This window comes from Methylobacter svalbardensis (assembly GCF_037671525.1).
Taxonomy (GTDB): Bacteria; Pseudomonadota; Gammaproteobacteria; order Methylococcales; family Methylomonadaceae; genus Methylobacter_A; species Methylobacter_A svalbardensis.
Window position 1 is genome coordinate 36,451 of sequence record NZ_JAWPOH010000020.1, and the last position, 17,550, is coordinate 54,000.

The 17,550-nt window shown below is 49.1% G+C and carries 18 protein-coding genes; 10 read left to right on the top strand and 8 right to left on the bottom strand.

The window, feature by feature from the left end:
- Window positions 1–4 precede the first annotated feature (4 nt).
- The 5 genes from RW114_RS09880 to def are packed head-to-tail and all read right to left on the bottom strand — an operon-like array spanning window position 5 to window position 5,470.
- A complete protein-coding gene (locus RW114_RS09880; protein WP_340122584.1) occupies window positions 5–2,152 on the bottom strand; it encodes a sensor histidine kinase in 2,148 nt (715 codons plus the stop codon).
- Entirely contained in the window at window positions 2,134–2,742 is a 609-nt protein-coding gene (locus RW114_RS09885) for a DUF4390 domain-containing protein (protein ID WP_340122585.1), read from the bottom strand. Before RW114_RS09885 ends, RW114_RS09880 begins: the two co-directional genes overlap by 19 nt.
- Window positions 2,720–4,027: a 16S rRNA (cytosine(967)-C(5))-methyltransferase RsmB gene (gene rsmB, locus RW114_RS09890; protein ID WP_340122586.1), complete on the bottom strand. Its 1,308-nt coding sequence runs from the start codon at window positions 4,025–4,027 to the stop codon at window positions 2,720–2,722. The genes RW114_RS09885 and rsmB overlap by 23 nt, the downstream gene beginning before the upstream one ends.
- Before the next feature lie 7 nt (window positions 4,028–4,034).
- Complete coding sequence (fmt, locus tag RW114_RS09895) at window positions 4,035–4,964, bottom strand: methionyl-tRNA formyltransferase (protein WP_340122587.1); 930 nt, start codon at window positions 4,962–4,964, stop codon at window positions 4,035–4,037.
- On the bottom strand, window positions 4,964–5,470 hold the full coding sequence (def, locus tag RW114_RS09900; RefSeq protein WP_340122588.1) for a peptide deformylase: 507 nt from the start codon (window positions 5,468–5,470) through the stop codon (window positions 4,964–4,966). The genes fmt and def overlap by 1 nt, the downstream gene beginning before the upstream one ends.
- Window positions 5,471–5,568: 98 nt before the next feature.
- Between def and RW114_RS09905 the strand changes: the two genes are divergently transcribed.
- From RW114_RS09905 to RW114_RS09940, 8 genes are all read left to right on the top strand, one after another.
- Window positions 5,569–6,684: a LysM peptidoglycan-binding domain-containing protein gene (locus tag RW114_RS09905; protein WP_340122589.1), complete on the top strand. Its 1,116-nt coding sequence runs from the start codon at window positions 5,569–5,571 to the stop codon at window positions 6,682–6,684.
- 38 nt (window positions 6,685–6,722) lie between these two features.
- Entirely contained in the window at window positions 6,723–7,775 is a 1,053-nt protein-coding gene (dprA, locus tag RW114_RS09910; RefSeq protein WP_340122590.1) for a DNA-processing protein DprA, read from the top strand.
- Window positions 7,776–7,795: 20 nt separating this feature from the next.
- Complete coding sequence (locus RW114_RS09915; protein WP_340122591.1) at window positions 7,796–8,263, top strand: Smg family protein; 468 nt, start codon at window positions 7,796–7,798, stop codon at window positions 8,261–8,263.
- A gap of 81 nt (window positions 8,264–8,344) precedes the next feature.
- Window positions 8,345–10,672 carry a type I DNA topoisomerase gene (gene topA / locus RW114_RS09920; RefSeq protein ID WP_340122592.1) on the top strand — a complete coding sequence of 776 codons (2,328 nt, stop codon included), beginning with the start codon at window positions 8,345–8,347 and terminating at the stop codon, window positions 10,670–10,672.
- A gap of 226 nt (window positions 10,673–10,898) precedes the next feature.
- Window positions 10,899–11,456: an L-threonylcarbamoyladenylate synthase type 1 TsaC gene (gene tsaC, locus RW114_RS09925; protein WP_340122593.1), complete on the top strand. Its 558-nt coding sequence runs from the start codon at window positions 10,899–10,901 to the stop codon at window positions 11,454–11,456.
- A gap of 64 nt (window positions 11,457–11,520) precedes the next feature.
- Entirely contained in the window at window positions 11,521–11,802 is a 282-nt protein-coding gene (locus RW114_RS09930; RefSeq protein WP_340122594.1) for a type II toxin-antitoxin system ParD family antitoxin, read from the top strand.
- Window positions 11,803–11,823: 21 nt separating this feature from the next.
- Window positions 11,824–12,105: a type II toxin-antitoxin system RelE/ParE family toxin gene (locus RW114_RS09935; protein ID WP_340122595.1), complete on the top strand. Its 282-nt coding sequence runs from the start codon at window positions 11,824–11,826 to the stop codon at window positions 12,103–12,105.
- A gap of 6 nt (window positions 12,106–12,111) precedes the next feature.
- A complete protein-coding gene (locus RW114_RS09940) occupies window positions 12,112–12,261 on the top strand; it encodes a hypothetical protein (RefSeq protein WP_340122596.1) in 150 nt (49 codons plus the stop codon).
- A gap of 102 nt (window positions 12,262–12,363) precedes the next feature.
- Here the strand turns inward: RW114_RS09940 and serS are convergent, their stop codons facing one another.
- The 3 genes from serS to orn form a co-directional block, all read right to left on the bottom strand.
- Entirely contained in the window at window positions 12,364–13,638 is a 1,275-nt protein-coding gene (serS, locus tag RW114_RS09945; protein ID WP_340122597.1) for a serine--tRNA ligase, read from the bottom strand.
- A gap of 198 nt (window positions 13,639–13,836) precedes the next feature.
- On the bottom strand, window positions 13,837–14,544 hold the full coding sequence (crcB, locus tag RW114_RS09950) for a fluoride efflux transporter CrcB (protein WP_340122598.1): 708 nt from the start codon (window positions 14,542–14,544) through the stop codon (window positions 13,837–13,839).
- A 3-nt stretch (window positions 14,545–14,547) separates the two neighbouring features.
- Window positions 14,548–15,093, bottom strand: coding sequence for an oligoribonuclease (gene orn / locus RW114_RS09955; protein WP_340122599.1), 546 nt, complete (start codon window positions 15,091–15,093; stop codon window positions 14,548–14,550).
- A gap of 89 nt (window positions 15,094–15,182) precedes the next feature.
- On the opposite strand from orn, the gene RW114_RS09960 reads away from it, so the two are divergent.
- Window positions 15,183–16,430, top strand: a complete 1,248-nt coding sequence (locus RW114_RS09960; RefSeq protein ID WP_340122600.1) for a M48 family metallopeptidase — start codon at window positions 15,183–15,185, stop codon at window positions 16,428–16,430.
- Window positions 16,423–17,310: a ribosome small subunit-dependent GTPase A gene (gene rsgA, locus RW114_RS09965; RefSeq protein WP_340122601.1), complete on the top strand. Its 888-nt coding sequence runs from the start codon at window positions 16,423–16,425 to the stop codon at window positions 17,308–17,310. Before RW114_RS09960 ends, rsgA begins: the two co-directional genes overlap by 8 nt.
- Window positions 17,311–17,550 lie beyond the last annotated feature (240 nt).

Below are 17,550 nucleotides of genomic sequence, written 5' to 3' on the forward strand. Positions count from 1 at the left end.
CATCTCAAAAATTACACGCCGGAAGCTGAATAATAAATCCAGCCCCCACTTTACGGCTGGTGTCGACCCATATCGCACCGCCGTGTTCCTCAATTATTTTTTTGACTATCGCCAACCCCAAACCAGTACCTTTGGACTTAGTGGTAACGTAGGGTTCAAAAATCCGTTCAATTTGCTCATCTTTAATGCCCGACCCATCGTCATAAAGTGCTATTTCGATAAAATCGGTGTTATTTTTTTGCACCCGGTGCAGGCTTATTTCGATCAAACCTTTGACATCCGAGGCTTCCAGTGCATTTTTTATCAGATTATGCAACACCTGCCTGATACTGACGGGGTCACCTTTAATCATCAACAAACCCGTATCGTAATCGGCTTTAAACTTGACCCCCGACTTTAACACATAAAGCGCTAACACCTCCTGAACCAAACGGGGCAGATCAATATCCACCGTCTGCTTTTTGGAGGGTTTGGCATATTCCGAGAAATCATCTACCATTTCCTTCATTGCCTCAACCTGCTGCACGATGGTTGTAGTTGAACGCTGCAACATATCTGCATCACTGGCAGTCAACTTGTCGGCCAGCTTATGCTGCAAGCGTTCTGCCGATAACTGTATGGGTGTTAACGGATTCTTGATTTCATGGGCCAACCTTCTCGCCACCTCCCCCCAGGCCGCATTTTTCTGCGCCTGAATCAAATCGGTCACATCATCAAAAACCACCACCGCCCCGACTCGCAGGCCTTCCTGAGAAAATAGCGGCGTGCCTCTGCACAGTAACTCCTGCCGACCGTTGGGACCTAAAAAAGCAATCCGCTGCTGCCATATATCATCGGCTTGCTCCAATAAGCGCTGAATGGATTTTAAAGGTTCAGCCAGTTCGGCATAACTCTGCACCAACTCCAACAAAGTCCGCCCGACAAACTGATTCACATGAACGTGAAAAATCCGGTAAGCCGCCTGATTCGCCGTACGTATCTTATACACCGTATCAAAACTAATCACCCCGGCGGTTAAATTCGCCAGTATCGTTTCCAGATAAGCCCGTTGATTTTCCACCTCAATACCGGCCATCCGGGTTTCATCGCTGGCCCTGGCAATACGATGAGTCATCTCGTTAAAAGACTCCACCAGAAAACCCAGATCATCCTGAGCAGTAACCGGCAGATCTTGATCATAATTCCCGGAAGCCACCGCCTGCGTGCCCTTAACCAGCGCCTTTACCGGGGCGATAATATTACGGATACTGATAAAAGCCACCCAAATAGCCGCCAGCAAACTCATCAACAAAACCAGTGACAACGTCAAAGAGAAACTCAACTTTAAGGAGTCCCTTAAAAAATTCATCTCCTGATAACGCACAAAGGCAAATTCCACCGAATCGGCCAAATCGGCAATCCTTATCGGCACCGGATATAAAGCCTGTAAATATTGCGGCTCCCTGGTTTTAACGGTAACGATAACCCGGATCATCAACTCATCTTCGCGTACCGGCGCCAAAGCGACAAACTCCGTATTCCGCCGCAACTGCAACCAAACATGCTCATCCGGCAAACTCGGCAAAATATCACTGGGATTGATGCTGCTTGAAGCCATAATCCTGCCCTGCCGGGAAAATAGCGTCATTTCGGACGCCCCGGAAAGTTCACGCAAATTTTCCATTTCCAGAGTCACCAGCGTTTCCGGCGAATCCACCAGCCTCCCGGTCAATTGCTGTGTTTGTCGCAAATGCCAGCGCATCCGCTGGTCTAACGATGCCTGACTCAGTTCCAAAGCATCCTCCATCGCCCGGTCTATTTCCACATTAAACCAGCTATCGATACCCTGATGCAAAAACTGCATGGAAAAATAAAACACAATAACAGCAGGAGCCAGAGCCAGTACCACAAACAGAGACACCATCCGCGTGGTTAATCTCGAACCTGCCTCACGTTTTTTTAACTGCCGCGCCAGAGAATAAATATTAGCGCCGACCAAGCCCAGCAACACCACAGAGCCCAGCGCATTGACCAAAAGCAGCCATGAATACATCGCACTCAATTCTGAAGATTCCTGTGTTGCCGAACTCATCAGCTGTAGCAACAGCAAAATCAAGCCCAGCAGAACCAATATGGACAAACTGACGGGGGGTTTTATTTTGTTAAAGGCCATAATGTCCAGTCACTGGATAAATACCATTGAGGATTAATATAGGCGACCGGGCGTAACGGCAAAGGCAGGGCATCTCGATCAAGCGTTACTTTTATGCCGACGGCATAGCGCTCTCCAGGAGCATAAATCGCCGTATCCATTACCCGGAAATCACGGATAATTGACATCGAATCGAGCGCCGCCGATAGCGTAGAAAAGTTAGTCACGTCACCTGCACCTTCATTTCTGACCCGATACATATTCAGTAAGGCATGATACTGGATGCGGTAACGGATGCCGGTATTAACCAGTGTTTTATTCCAAAAATAATTCCGCTGTTGCAGGACCTTGATATGTATATCCCAATACAAAGGTACGCCGTTTTGCAGCGCCTCCGTTGCCCGCGTACTGAGCCGATAATCTATATCCGCAGACAACGCATAGCTATCGTCTTGCAAGGTCAACTCGGCATTTTTGACTTCCACTCCAAATCCTTCGACTGCGTTCAGGACAGGCGTATCGGCATGACTTATCGCAGGCAACAATCCTATCAAAAAACAACACAGCAATGCATAGCAAAGCGATGTTTTATTGCTTGCTGATGCGCGCATAATAGAATCCATCCATTGCCGATTCACCGGTAAGAATCTGGCGTCCGCAAGCTCCGGCGGTTCCCCAGTCTGTCGTTCCCAAACTGGAACTTGGGAACAAGGGCAACTCGACCGCATCGCTATGTTCAGTTAAGAAAGCTTGAACCTGCTGCTCATTTTCCTGCTTTAAAATGGAACAGGTTGCATAAACTAATAGTCCGCCGGGCGCTAGCAGCGGCCAGACGGCTTGCAGGATGGCTTTTTGCATAGCCTGTAACTGGCCAATATCCTCGGCTCTGCGCAATAATTTAATATCGGGGTGACGGCGAATAACGCCTAAGGCTGAACATGGCGCGTCCAGTAAAATCCGGTCAAACGGTTTGCCGTCCCACCAGCCTGAAGGGTTTGCCGCATCGCCTACCACCAGAGTGGCTTGCAAGCCCAGACGCCGACAATTCTCGCTGACCCGCTGCATTCTGAACTCGTCTATATCGACGGCGACCAGTTCTTTTAGCTGCGGTTGGCTTTCAAGAATATGCGCGGTTTTACCGCCCGGTGCGGCACAGACATCCAGCACCCGTTGTCCCGGCTGAACATCCAGCAATCCGGCTGCCAATTGCGCGGCAGTATCCTGAACGGATACCAGCCCTTCGGCAAAGCCGGGCAACAAATCGACCGGCACCGGTTTATCCAGCCTGATCGCCGATGGGCAAAAGCTGACGGCTTGCCCCGCTATATCTTGGCCGGCTAACCCTTGCAAATAATCCTTGCGGCTGGTTTTCGCCAGATTGACCCGCAACACCATAGGCGGCTGCTGGTTGTTTTCCAAGAAAATATTTAACGCCTGCTCGGGCCAGTCCTGTTCAATCTGCTTAATCAGCCAGTCGGGATGACTCAGGGCTGCGACCTGAAATTTATCGGCTTTGTGCTCAAGCCCTTCCTGCTCTCGCAGATAGGTTCTAAGCACCGCATTGATCAGCGACTTGGCCCACGGTTTTTTACGTGCCGCCAAAACCGTTTCGGACACTGCGGCGTGAGGTTTTACCCGCATGAATTTAAGCTGGTACAAGCCCACCAAAGCCAGAGCCTTAACGTCGGTATCCTTTAGCGGTTTATCCAGCAATTGACTTAAAATAAAATCCAGCCGATGAAATTGCCTGCAAACGCCGTAACATAGCGCCTGAATGAAAGCCCGGTCTTTACCCGACTCTATGCTCAAAAAGGCATTATCCAGAGCGGCGGTTAAAGACTGCCCGTCCTGCAAAACCCGCGACAATACCCGGGCTGCGACTAATCTTGTATTCACTGATTGTTCAACCTAATTTAACTCCGTTAACGTCGTGAGCGCTGAGAAATGCCTGGACAGGCATGCGTTTCCCGCCCGGCAACTGTATTTCCAGCAGCCTTAAAAAACCTAAGCCGGTCGCCACATCGATATTTTTATCGACACAGCGAACCACGCCGGGTTCCATTTGCAAAGACGAATCATCCTGCACGGCTACCGCCTGCCAAATGCGCAACACCTTGCCTTGATAAAGCGTTTGCGCGACCGGCCATGCATTTAAGCCTCTTACCTTTCGAGCCAGATCCGCAGCCGGTTGCGTCCAGTCGATAACGGCTTCGCTTTTATCCAGTTTTTCGGCATAGGTCACCAGCGCCTCATCCTGCGGTTCGGGATGAATGGTTCCCGCTTCCAGTTGCGCCAGCACTTTGCTCAGGCCTATTGCACCCAACACGGATAATTTGTCATGTAAATCGACGGCCGTATCGGTCGGGCCAATCACGCATTCTTCCTTGTGCAGCATATCGCCGGCATCCAGTTTGCGCACTATCTGCATAATGGTCACGCCGGTTTTTTGATCGCCCGCCATCAATGCCCGCTGAATAGGTGCCGCACCGCGCCAACGCGGCAACAATGAAGCATGGACATTGATACAGCCCAGTTTGGGCACGTCCAGAACGGCTTGCGTTAAGATCATGCCGTAAGCGACCACCACCATCAGATCGGCATTCAATGCACTGACCCGCTGCAAGTCCTCATCGGTCTTCATCGTCAGTGGTTGAAAAACCGGAATCCCGGCAGTCAAGGCCAATGCTTTGACCGGACTAGGTTGCAACTTGCGCCCTCTGCCTGCCGGACGGTCTGGCTGAGTATAGACGGCACAAACCTCACGCCCTGAATCCAACAACATCTGCAAGCAAGGGACGGCAAACTCAGGGGTTCCGGCAAAAATTATCTTCATCAACTCGCTTCCATTTTATGGGTTTTTTCCAATTTCTTCTTAATCCGCTGCCGTTTTAACGGTGAAATATAATCGACAAACAGTTTTCCGCTCAAATGATCCAGCTCGTGCTGAACGCAAACAGCCAGCAAATCTCTGGCGCTAAATTCAAAAGACACACCTTCCCTGTCCAGCGCCCTGACGATAACATGCTCGGCTCTGGTCACTTTTTCAAAAAAACCGGGTACCGAAAGACAACCTTCTTCGGACTCTTTAACCCCGTCTTTTTCAATGATTTCAGGATTGATTAAACATAACGGGGCATCCTTTTCCTCGCTGACATCGATGACGACGACCCGCTGATGCACATTAATCTGAGTTGCAGCCAAGCCTACACCATGTGATTCATACATGGTCTCAAGCATATCATCGACCAATTTTTTAATTTTATCATCGACCGTTTTTACGATTGCAGCCTTCTTACGCAACCTTTCATCCGGAAACTCGAGAATAGATAGAATACTCAACAAACTCTCCACTATAATAATTGAATACTGGAATTCTATATGAATTCATCTAAACTTTGAATTCAGATCGCACAAAAAGACTCGACAGGAACCCAAACATGGCTTTTCGAACATTCACCGGATTGATAGTTTCTCTGCTCATCATCAGCAACAGCGCATGGGCAGATGAAATACAAATAAATCCGTCTCATCCCGATCAATATACCGTCGTCAAAGGCGATACTCTATGGGAATTATCCGGTAAATTTTTAACCCACCCTTGGCAATGGCCTGAATTATGGAACCGTAATGCTCAAATCAAGAACCCCCACCTGATTTATCCCGGCGATACGCTTTATTTTTCAATCGTCGATGGCAATCCCCAACTTAGTCTTTCCCGTAGCGAACTCCCCCTGGCCAACGCCAATTCTCCCTGTATACTTCGGGAACAAGACTATAAGCAAGGCCGCAAAGACTTTGCCGTCTCCGACGATGGCAAAGTACTGCCTTGTATTCGGGTAAGCGAGCTGAAACAGGCTATTAAATTAATCCCCACCGAAACGATAAGCAGTTTTCTGTCATCACCCCAAGTGGTGAATGAAAATGAACTCAACAATGCGCCGTATGTTATTGATTTTGCCGGCGAACACCTGATTACAGGTACCGGCGACCGCGTTTATGTGCGCTCAATTACCGAACCGAAAAGCCAGTCCTACACGATTTACCGGCCGGGCAGCGCCTATATCAGTCCGGAAAGCGGAGAAATTTTGGGCTATGAGGCGCAATACATTGCCGACACCTCATTACAACAACCCGGAGACCCTGCGACATTAACCATAACCAAATCCACCCAAGAAATTCGTATCGGCGATCGGATTATGCCCAATGCTGAACAGGATATTGCGTTAAATTATTTTCCCCGTCCACCCGAACAAAGCATCAGCGGCAGTATTATCAGCGTGCTTGGCGGCGTTTCTCAAATCGGCCGGTATAACGTGGTCGTCATAGACAAGGGCACGACTGACGGTCTTTTAGCCGGGCACGAACTGGACATCTATCAACGCGGCAATATTGTCAAAGATTCGTACAGCCCGGTTAAAAACGATCTCGTTAACCTTCCGGATGAAATGGCGGGCACCCTGATGGTTTTCCGTCCGTTTGAGCGTGTCAGTTATGCCTTGGTCATGAAAGCGACTCAGGCCCTTCATGTTTTAGACAAAGTTAAAACCCCCTGAACATTCCCGAGCAAGACATCAAATACTGGCTTGCGTTATTGCGCACGCCAGGCGTCGGTTGCAGGACATTTCTCCGCTTACTGATTAGCCATACCCCGGCACAGTTATTTGCAGAATCATCCTCCGCACTGAGCGCCTTGGGCTTAAAAAGTGACATCGTTAATGCGATCAAAAATCCTGATTGGGCGCTGATCGACTATGATTTGTGCTGGCTCAGTCAGGAGAATAACGGCGTTATCACCCTCAATGACCCAAACTATCCGCCGCTGTTAAAAGAAATCGCCGATCCTCCGCCACTTTTGTTTGTACGCGGCACCCCCGAACTGTTATCCCTGCCGCAAATTGCGATCGTGGGCAGCCGAAATCCGTCATCTGTCGGCCTTGAAATCGCCTTTAACTTCGCCAAAACCCTGAGTCATTGCGGTTTTACCATTACCAGCGGACTGGCCTTGGGTATCGATGCCGCTAGCCATCAGGGCGCATTAAAGGCCAAAGGTTATACGATTGCAGTAGCCGGAACCGGACTGGATCGTGTTTATCCGGCCCGGCATAAAGACCTGGCCACTGAAATTGTCAATTCCGGTGCAATGGTCTCGGAATTTCCGCCGGGCACTACCGCCAAAGCCAACCACTTTCCCCGGCGCAACCGCATTATCAGTGGTCTGTGCCAAGGCCTGTTGGTGGTTGAAGCCGCCAAACAAAGCGGCTCACTGATTACTGCGCGCATGGCCTTGGAGCAAAACCGTGAAGTTTTTGCGATTCCCGGTTCCATTAATAACCCGCTGGCCCGAGGTTGCAACGCGCTAATCCGCGAAGGCGCAAAACTTGTCGAAACAACCCAAGATATTCTTGAGGAACTAAATCAATATAATCAACAAGATGCAATCTTCTCCCCGGTAACAATGCAATCAACACTTGACCTGGAGCAGCAAACATTATTGAATCTCGTCATGTTTAGCCCAACTTCTATCGATACTCTGGTTGAAAATGCCAACGAATCTGTCGAAGTTATTTCGTCAATGCTGCTGATTCTTGAACTGCAAGGTTACCTGGAAGCAGCCCCCGGCGGCGGCTATACGAGAATAAAATAATTATCAACAACCAAGAGCCTATGAAAGAAAATATTTTTGATGTCCTGATGTACTTATTCGAAAACTATATGGAAGATGAAATTGAAATACTTCCTGACAGCGATGTCGTCAGAACAGAATTACTGGAAGCAGGCTTTGAACAAATCGAAGTCAACAAAGCTTTCGACTGGCTGGAGTCGCTTAGCCTGCAACGCGCCATAAAAACATCCGCCACACCTGCATTCCGTATTTTTTGCAGTCAAGAGAAAGCCAAATTGGATCTTGAAAGCCGTAATTTGCTTATGTTCCTTGAGAATAGCGGCATCCTGAGCGCAGCTAACCGGGAAATCGTCATCGACCGGGCCATGGCGCTAGAAAATGAAGAAATATCGATGGAAAAACTGAAATGGATAGTGCTGATGGTATTGCTCAGCCAGCCGGATGAAGAAATCGCTTTCTCCAGAATGGAAGATATAGTCTATGACCTTATCCCCACTTATTTGCATTAACGAAGGTTCAAGAGTCAAGGTTCAAAACACATACCTTTACCTTTCACCTTCCTTTAAACCTTTCACCTCTTTTAAGAATAAATGAGCAAGAATCTCGTCATTGTAGAATCGCCCGCAAAAGCCAAAACCATCGAAAAATATTTGGGCAAGGACTTTCAGGTTTTAGCCTCTTATGGACACGTACGTGACCTGATCCCCAAAGAGGGCGCAGTTGACCCGAACAACGACTTCGCGATGAAATATGAAGTCATTGAGCGCAACCAAAAACATGTGCAAGCCATTGCCAAAGCCCTTAAGACCGCAGACACCTTATATCTGGCGACTGACCCTGATAGAGAAGGAGAAGCCATTTCCTGGCATTTACTGGAACTGCTGAAAGAAAAAAAACTACTGAAAGACAAGCCGGTGCATCGGGTCGTATTCCATGAAATTACCAAAAAAGCCGTCACCGACGCCATTGCCAATCCAGAACCATTAGCGATCAACTTGGTCAACGCCCAACAGGCTCGCCGCGCCTTGGATTATCTGGTCGGTTTTAACCTGTCGCCATTGTTATGGAAAAAAATCCGCCGCGGTCTGTCTGCAGGCCGTGTACAAAGCCCCGCCTTGCGCATGATCGTCGAGCGCGAACTTGAAATCGAGGCCTTTAAAACTCGCGAATACTGGACAATCAATGCCGCATTGACGGCGCATGAACAAGCGTTTAAAGCCAAGTTGACCCAGTTTGACGGCGAAAAAATCAGTCAATTTAGCATTACCAACGAACAGCTGGCCGAAAAAACCAGGCAAACCCTGCTGGATGCCGCTGATGGCCAATTAATGGTCGCCAAGCTGGAGAAAAAACAGCAAAAACGCAACCCTGCGCCACCCTTTATCACTTCGACTCTGCAACAGGAAGCCTCGCGCAAACTGGGTTTTACCACCAAACGCACCATGATAGTTGCCCAGCAACTCTATGAAGGTATCGATATAGGCGGAGAAACCGCCGGTTTAATCACCTACATGCGTACCGACTCGGTTAACCTGTCGGTAGATGCTGTCGAAGATATCCGTGCGCTGATTGCCGAAAACTACGGCGCTGACAATGTTCCTAAAGAACCCAGACTGTTTAAAACCAAATCAAAAAACGCTCAGGAAGCGCACGAAGCGATACGCCCAACCTACCCCCGATACTTGCCCAGCCAGATCAAAGACCAGCTGAGTATCGAACAGTTCAAACTCTATGAACTGATCTGGAAACGCACCATCGCCTGCCAGATGATTCATGCCACACTCAACATGGTCGCCGTCGATTTAAGCTGCGGCGACGGCAAGCATGTGTTCAGGGCAACTGGCTCAACAATTGCCACGCCAGGATTCATGACCGTCTATTTGGAAGGCAAAGATGACAGCGCCGAGAGCGATGACAAGGAAAGTTTTCTGCCGCCGATGGAAGAAGGCCGCCCCGTTCAGCTGGGCGACGTCATTGCCGGACAGCACTTCACCGAGCCGCCGCCACGCTACGGCGAGGCCAGCTTGGTAAAATCCCTCGAAGAACATGGTATCGGAAGGCCATCGACTTATGCATCGATTATTTCAACCTTGCAAAATCGCGAATACGTCACGCTGGACAGCAAACGTTTTTACCCGACCGATGTCGGCAGGATCGTCAACAAATTTCTGACCGAACATTTCACCAAATACGTTGATTACGATTTTACCGCTAACCTGGAAGATCAACTGGATGCGGTGTCGCGGGGAGAAAAAGACTGGGTTCCATTGATGCACGACTTCTGGAAACCCTTCACCACGCTGATTCACGAAAAGGAAGAAAGCGTCCATCGTAAAGATGTCACCCAGGAAGCTATCGATGAAAAATGTCCCGATTGCGGCAGTCCGCTGTCGATTCGTTTAGGCCGGAATGGCCGGTTCATAGGTTGCACCAACTATCCCGAATGCTCCTATACCCGCAACCTGAACGATGATCCCGGCGCTAGCGATGAACCCGAAATTGTAGAAGGTCGAACCTGCCCTAAATGCGAATCGCCTTTAGTGATCAAAGCCGGACGCTACGGCAAATTCATCGGTTGCAGCGGTTATCCCAAATGCAAGCATATCGAGCCTTTGGAAAAGCCGCTGGATACCGGCGTTGAGTGTCCGCAATGCAAAAAAGGCAACATCCTCAAACGCAAGTCTCGGAACAGCAAAATATTCTATTCCTGCTCAGAATACCCAACATGCGATTACGCATTATGGAATGCGCCGATAAAAGAAAGTTGCCCGGAATGTGCGTGGCCTATTTTGACCGTCAAAGAGACCAAACGGCGCGGTGTGGAAAAAGTTTGTCCGCAAAAAGACTGCAAATACGTAACGCCGTATGAAGGTGATCCTGCCGATGTGCAGGGACCTAAAGAACCTGGAGCTTTGTAGATTTTTTTTATTCACCATGAAGACACGAAGTTCACGAAGAAAAACCAAGTTAAAAACTTCGTGTTCTTCGTGGTGATATGCCTTAAGTCGGCAGGTTCCTAATCTCCAAATCACCTAAGTAGGTAGGCAAGAACTTTGTATTCAGCTAGGCCAGTATCAAAGTGCCATAAGCATAAAAATACTTATGCATTACTACTTGGTCCACACATAGCGAAAGAACGAGAAAATGACCTATCACTCCCTGTTCAAAATAAAAAACGCCGTCCGTCAGCTCAAAGCCGGAGCGGTGATTGCTTATCCCACAGAAGCCGTCTACGGCTTAGGCTGCGACCCGCTCAACGAAGCTGCGGTGATGACCCTGCTCGACATCAAACAGCGCCCGATAGCAAAAGGCCTGATTCTTATCGCCTCATCACTGGAGCAACTGCGTCCCTACCTCGATTTAGATCAAGCCATCATCGACCGGATAACACCCACCTGGCCGGGACCTGTCACCTGGGTTATTCCGGCCCGGCCCTGGGTGCCGAAATGGCTGACCGGCGAACATTCATCACTGGCCGTCAGAGTGACCCATCACCCGATAGCCCGCGACTTATGCGCCCAATTCGGCAGCCCGCTGGTATCCACCAGCGCCAACCCGACGACGCGGCCCGCCATCAAGGAATCAAGAAAATTACTCAAAACCTTTGCCAATGCCGATATTTTTATCGTTCATGGCAAAGTCGGGGAACTGGCACAGGAAACTGCTATTTATGATGCGGTAAGCGGAAAGCGGTTGCGTTGATCATACAAACTCAGATTGCTATTGAAAGGAATTATTAATACTATGAAACAAGGAGGTTCCTATCATGGCCCATGTTGAAAAATTAAGTATCGCTTTAACCCCTGAAATGGCAGCGATAGTCCGCCAATGCGTCGAAAGCGGCGAATATGCCAGCAGTAGCGAGGTTATCCGCGAGGCTTTGCGCGATTGGAAGCTGAAACGTTCTTTACAACAGAATGAAATCGAAGAGTTGCGTAACCTTTGGCAGACCGGACTAGACAGCGGCCCTGGTCGTTTGGACGATATGAACGCGATCAAAACAAAAGCGCGGCAACGGCTTTTGTCCCAAGACACAGAGCAGCACTAGAAATATTAGACTTTCATACCTGTGATTCAACGAACCGCGCAAGCCGAGGAAGACCTGATTGAGATATGGATTTATATCGCTCAGGATAATCCCGGAGCGGCGGATCGTGTGCTTGACGATATTGAGCGGCACTTCCATGCGCTTGCGGATAACCCGTTGATGGGACGATTGAGACCTGATATTGCCCAGGAACTTCGCTATTTTGCGGTGGGTAGCTATTTGATTTTGTATTGTACCGTGCCGGATGGAATTCAGATTGTCCGCGTCATACACGGCGCTCGTGATTTGCCCAATTTATTTTGAGTCAAAATGTCGGGCAACGAAAAAATTTTTGCCCGACCTACTCGGCTGTTAAAAACCCTTGCCGCTGCCGATATTTTTATCGTCCATGGCAAAGTCGGCGAACTGGCACAGGAAACCGCTATTTATGATGCAGTGAGCGGAAAACGGTTGCGTTGATTCGGAAACACGCTAATTCACCACGAAAAACACGAAATTTTTACCCTGGCATTTCGTCGGGAACTTCGTGTCTTCGTGGTGATATGTTTTAAGGCTGATGAGCTATCCAATAACTTCCAAGCCGCCCATATAGGGCCGCAATGCCTCAGGAATACGAATGCGCCCTTCTGCATCCTGATAATTTTCCATCACCGCAATCAGGGTCCTGCCTGCCGCCAAACCGGAACCGTTCAGGGTATGCACCAACTCGGGTTTGGAGGTGGCAGGGTTGCGCCAACGCGCTTGCAGACGACGCGCCTGAAAGTCTTTGAAGTTGCTGCACGACGATATTTCCCGATAAGTGCCCTGCCCCGGCAGCCAGACTTCCAGGTCGTAAGTTTTGGTCGATGAAAAGCCGGTATCCCCTGCGCATAACAACATCTTGCGATAAGGCAAATTGAGTTTTTTCAGGATAGCTTCCGCGTGATGGGTTAGCGTTTCATGTGCCGCAGCCGAATCCTCAGGCTTTACGATTTGTACGATCTCGACTTTTTCAAACTGATGCTGACGGATCATACCTCTGACATCGCGACCGTAAGCGCCGGCCTCGCTGCGGAAACAGGGACTGTGACAGACGAATTTAAGCGGCAGGTCTTTGGCGTCGATGATCACGTCTCTGACGATGTTGGTGACCGGCACTTCGGCGGTCGGAATCAGATATAAGGCAGGATCGTCGTTGGCCTTGAACAGATCGGCTTCAAACTTGGGCAACTGCCCGGTGCCGCGTAAGCTGTCGGCATTGACTAAAAACGGCACGTAAGTTTCGCTGTAACCGTGTTCGGCGGTATGGGTGTCGAGCATCAGCTGAATAATGGCCCGTTGCAAGCGTGCCAGCGGCCCGTTTAATACCACAAACCGGGCGCTGGCGATTTTTGCACCCAGCTCGAAATCCATGCCTTTGTTGATTGCGCCTAAATCGACATGGTCTTTGGGCTCAAAATCAAAAGTCGGAATGTCGCCCCAGCGGCTGATTTCGAGATTGTCGTCTTCATTCCTGCCGTTCGGCACGCTCTCATCAAGCAGGTTGGGGATGCCTTCCATCAAGGCAGTCATTTTTGCCTGGATGTCGGACAATTCGGTTTCCGCCGCTTTCAGCTCGTCGCCCAGATGCTGAACCTGATCCAACAGCGGTTGCACGTCTTCGCCTTTGGCTTTGGCGATGCCGATAGCTTTTGAGCTGCTGTTACGTGCATTCTGCAATTCCTGGGTTTTAACCTGGATGTCTTTGCGCCGGACTTCCAGCTCGGAGTAATACTCCGGATTAAAATCAAATGAGCGCCTGTTGAGCTGTTCCTTAACAAAAGCTAGCTCGGTTCTGAATAAGCGGGGATCTAACATGATTAAATGATTACCTTAAAATTAAAAATATATATGAGACGAAAGGCAAAAGGCTAAGGGCAAAAAAAGCATGATTCCTTCGCTCTTCGCCTTTAGCCTTTAGCCTTTAGCCTTTAGCCTTTAGCCTTTAGCCTTTAGCCTTTAGCCTTTAGCCTTTAGCCTTTAGCCTTTCGCCTTTTGTCTTTTGTCTTTTGCCTATCAAACCTGCCTGCCAACCAGCAAGCCCATCCAAATCACCAAGATACAGATCAGGCCATTGCCGACAAATGTACCGAGCATTAAATTCAAATGGGTATCGAATGAATAACCATGCTCTACCAAATACAACAGTAAATATAAACCGGACAGAGTCAGAAAAACACCGACCATGATCACCGTCAGTACGACTCGGTATTCCTCGGACAGCGCCACTTTCTGCAACAAAATAGTCGCGATGATGCTGATCAGAAAAGCGCCTATCGCGTTAATGGTCATCAACGCATAAGGGATTACGCCACCCGACCACTGAATAATGCCGCCTGAATAATAAAACAGGCCTCTGCCGCACAGCAAGCCAATCCAGACGGCAAAGACACAGGTCGTAATGCTGGCGAATATATTCACCGCCGCTTTGGTTAAATTGCCCTGCTCGATTAAATAAAAAGTATCCAGGGAAAAAGTGGAGAAGGTTGTCAGTGAACCTAAAAAGCCGACCAAAATGGCCGCTCTATATTCAAAGGTGATAGTGACGCGCTGCAGAATCAACGTTTCAGCCAGCAAGCCGATCATAAACGAACCGATGACATTGACGACCAAAGTCCCATAAGGAAAGCCGCGCCCCAGCCATTGAGCAACACCCGATGACACCAGAAAGCGCACCACCGCACCGAATGACCCGCCCAGCGCAATTGCAAGAATTTGATTCATAAGCTAGAACTTGATGAAGTGCTCGCGGTAATAACGCAATTCTTCGATAGATTCGACAATATCGGCCAAAGCCTGATGCGTGGACTGTTTTTTAAAGCCGTCTTTGACTTCAGGCGCCCATCTGGCCGCCAACTCTTTAACCGTTGATACATCGATATTACGATAATGAAAATACGCTTCCAGTTTGGGCATATAGCGATACAAAAATCGTCTATCCTGGCCGATGCTGTTACCGCAAATCGGCGAGGTATTTTCCGGCACCCACTGCTTTAAAAATGCTAGCGTTTGCCGTTCGGCTTCCGCCGTATCGATAGCGGAAGCCTTGACGCGCTCGATCAAGCCGGATTGCCCGTGATGGTGCTGATTCCAGTCATCCATGGCTGCCAATGCCGCATCGGATTGATGTACAGCAAGCACAGGGCCTTGGGCCAGAATATTCAAATTGTTGTCGGTGACAATCGTAGCAATCTCAATAATCGAATCACTGTCAGGATTAAGTCCGGTCATTTCAAGATCTATCCAGATAAGATGCGTGGAGTCCTGCGCCATTTATTGATTCCGTTGTATAGAAGGGGGCGGTTAGTGTAGCATTGGCTAATCTGTACGTCTAACTCTTAAACTTTGAAGAAATTCCGCTTATGAATAGCTTTACCATCGTCTTTTTAATCGCGCTAACTCTTTCTTTTTCAGTGCAGTTTTGGCTGGCTCAACGGCACGCCGCTTACGTTGCTAAGCACCGCTTTGCCGTGCCTGAAGCCTTTAAAAATACCGTCTCGCTGGAAGCTCACCAAAAAGCGGCCGACTACACACTGGAAAAAAGCAAGCTGGGCAATATAGACAGCATCGTCGGCATTATTTTTCTATTGCTGCTGACCCTCGGCGGCGGCATTAATTTAGCTTTCGAATTTTGGGCATCCTCCATTGCCAACCCATTGCTAGCGGGATTGGCCGCAGTAGCCAGCGTTTTTCTGTTTATGACCCTGGTTGAAATCCCTACCAGTGTCTACCAAACCTTTGTGATTGAAGAAAAGTTTGGCTTTAACAAAAGCACCCCGCAACGCTTCATCAAGGATCAACTGTTGCAACTGGCTCTAGTTGCCGCTATCGGCATGCCGTTACTGGCTTTAATCCTATGGGTTATGGACAGCATAGGTTCGCTGTGGTGGTTATGGGCCTGGGGCATACTGATCAGTTTCTCGCTGCTGATGAGCTGGCTATTTCCTACCGTGATCGCGCCGTTATTCAATAAATTCACCCCGATGGAAGACGGCTCGTTAAAAGACCGGATTCAGGGCTTGCTTAGCCGTTGCGGCTTTAACAGCAACGGCATCTTCATTATGGACGGCTCCAAGCGCTCGGGTCACGGCAACGCCTATTTCACCGGCCTTGGCAACAACAAGCGCATCGTCTTTTACGACACCCTGGTCAACTCGTTGGATGATGAAGAACTGGAAGCGATATTGGCCCACGAACTGGGGCATTTCAAGTGCAAACACACGATCAAAATGATGGTTGCCACTGCGATTATGAGCCTGATCAGTTTTGCTATTTTAGGTTGGCTGATCGATCAGCCATGGTTCTACAACGGACTGGGCGTAACACAGCCGTCGCATGCCGCCGCCCTGTTGTTATTCATGCTGGTGTCATCGTCGTTTACCTTTTTTATGCAGCCGATCAGCGCCTATTTTCAACGCAAATTTGAATTCGAAGCCGATGATTTTGCCTCCAGCCATGCCAAGGCCGAAAAACTGATCAGCTCGCTGGTTAAGTTGTATGAAGAAAACGCCAGCACCTTGACGCCTGATCCTTTGTATTCAGCGTTCCATTACAGCCACCCGCCGGCGGCTATTCGTATTGCCAATTTGGAATCTAAAATACGTGTCTGAGTTACTTGAAGGCCTGGTTATTTCCCATTTAGGTCAGGGTATTGCAGTTGAACATGACGGCAAGATTATGCTGTGCCAAACCCTGAGGAAGCTTGAAACCGTCGCCGTGGGCGACCGGGTTTTATGGACGCAATCCTCGCCCGATCAAGGCCGCATAGAAGAAATCCTGCCCCGGCGTTCGTTATTGATGCGTCCGTCCAGAAACGGCAAAACCCGTCCGGTTGCGGCCAATATCGACACCGTGTTTGTGGTCTTTGCGATCGAGCCTTTCTGCGATTTTTTGCTGATAGACCAGTATCTGGCGATTTGCGAGAATCGCAATATCGATGCGGCACTGGTGTTGAATAAAACCGATCTGCCGCAATCTGCCGACATTGAAAAAGAACTGATGGCTTACAAAGATCTAGGCTATGCGCTGTACCGGGTCAGCGCCACAGCGGCGGCGGGTCTGGATGAACTCAAACTGGCGCTAAAAGATCAGGTCAGTATTTTCGCGGGACAATCCGGCGTCGGTAAATCATCGCTAACCAACGCAATCATTCCCGACAAGGAGCTAAAAACCAACACCGTCTCGGCAACCACCAAACACGGACGACATACCACCACGGCGGCGACGCTGTATCACATGGCCCAAGGCGGCGATTTAATCGATAGCCCCGGCGTCGCCATTTTCGGACTGGCCGGTCTATCCGAGCAACAATTGGCTTACGGTTACCGTGAATTTCAGCCGTTGATTGAACAATGCCAGTTTAAGAACTGCCGTCATCTGGTTGACAAGGGTTGCGCAGTGCGTCCAGCTGCCGAAAATGGCGATATTTCGATGACCCGGTATCAGCGGTTTTTAAAACTTAGAGAAAAAATGCCTACGGCGTATGTCTGATAGAAATTCAGCAAGAAGAATAACTTGCAGACTGGGAACTTGCTGCAATCTGCCATGTAACAAAGATTATCGGTGGCAAACAAAGTCATATCTACTTACAATACGCGGTTAAATTTTTTCTTTTATGAAATGCATCCCTGTATGTCACCCTTCGGGCCAGCCGTTGACTGTTTAAATTCGCTCCAGATGAATTTGTCGGTAACCCTTTGAGTACAGATAAAGCCTGTTTTTTATGCTGGC

What these genes read in the sequence shown, in the direction of transcription:
- topA (WP_340122592.1), top strand. Translation starts at nt 8,345, where the DNA reads ATGAGCAAGAATCTCGTCATTGTAGAATCGCCCGCAAAAGCCAAAACC.
- RW114_RS09930 (WP_340122594.1), top strand. Translation starts at nt 11,521, where the DNA reads ATGGCCCATGTTGAAAAATTAAGTATCGCTTTAACCCCTGAAATGGCA.
- orn (WP_340122599.1), bottom strand. Translation starts at nt 15,093, where the DNA reads ATGGCGCAGGACTCCACGCATCTTATCTGGATAGATCTTGAAATGACC.
- RW114_RS09885 (WP_340122585.1), bottom strand. Translation starts at nt 2,742, where the DNA reads ATGCGCGCATCAGCAAGCAATAAAACATCGCTTTGCTATGCATTGCTG.
- RW114_RS09915 (WP_340122591.1), top strand. Translation starts at nt 7,796, where the DNA reads ATGAAAGAAAATATTTTTGATGTCCTGATGTACTTATTCGAAAACTAT.
- RW114_RS09905 (WP_340122589.1), top strand. Translation starts at nt 5,569, where the DNA reads ATGGCTTTTCGAACATTCACCGGATTGATAGTTTCTCTGCTCATCATC.
- RW114_RS09880 (WP_340122584.1), bottom strand. Translation starts at nt 2,152, where the DNA reads ATGGCCTTTAACAAAATAAAACCCCCCGTCAGTTTGTCCATATTGGTT.
- tsaC (WP_340122593.1), top strand. Translation starts at nt 10,899, where the DNA reads ATGACCTATCACTCCCTGTTCAAAATAAAAAACGCCGTCCGTCAGCTC.
- crcB (WP_340122598.1), bottom strand. Translation starts at nt 14,544, where the DNA reads ATGAATCAAATTCTTGCAATTGCGCTGGGCGGGTCATTCGGTGCGGTG.
- fmt (WP_340122587.1), bottom strand. Translation starts at nt 4,964, where the DNA reads ATGAAGATAATTTTTGCCGGAACCCCTGAGTTTGCCGTCCCTTGCTTG.
- RW114_RS09940 (WP_340122596.1), top strand. Translation starts at nt 12,112, where the DNA reads ATGTCGGGCAACGAAAAAATTTTTGCCCGACCTACTCGGCTGTTAAAA.
- serS (WP_340122597.1), bottom strand. Translation starts at nt 13,638, where the DNA reads ATGTTAGATCCCCGCTTATTCAGAACCGAGCTAGCTTTTGTTAAGGAA.
- RW114_RS09960 (WP_340122600.1), top strand. Translation starts at nt 15,183, where the DNA reads ATGAATAGCTTTACCATCGTCTTTTTAATCGCGCTAACTCTTTCTTTT.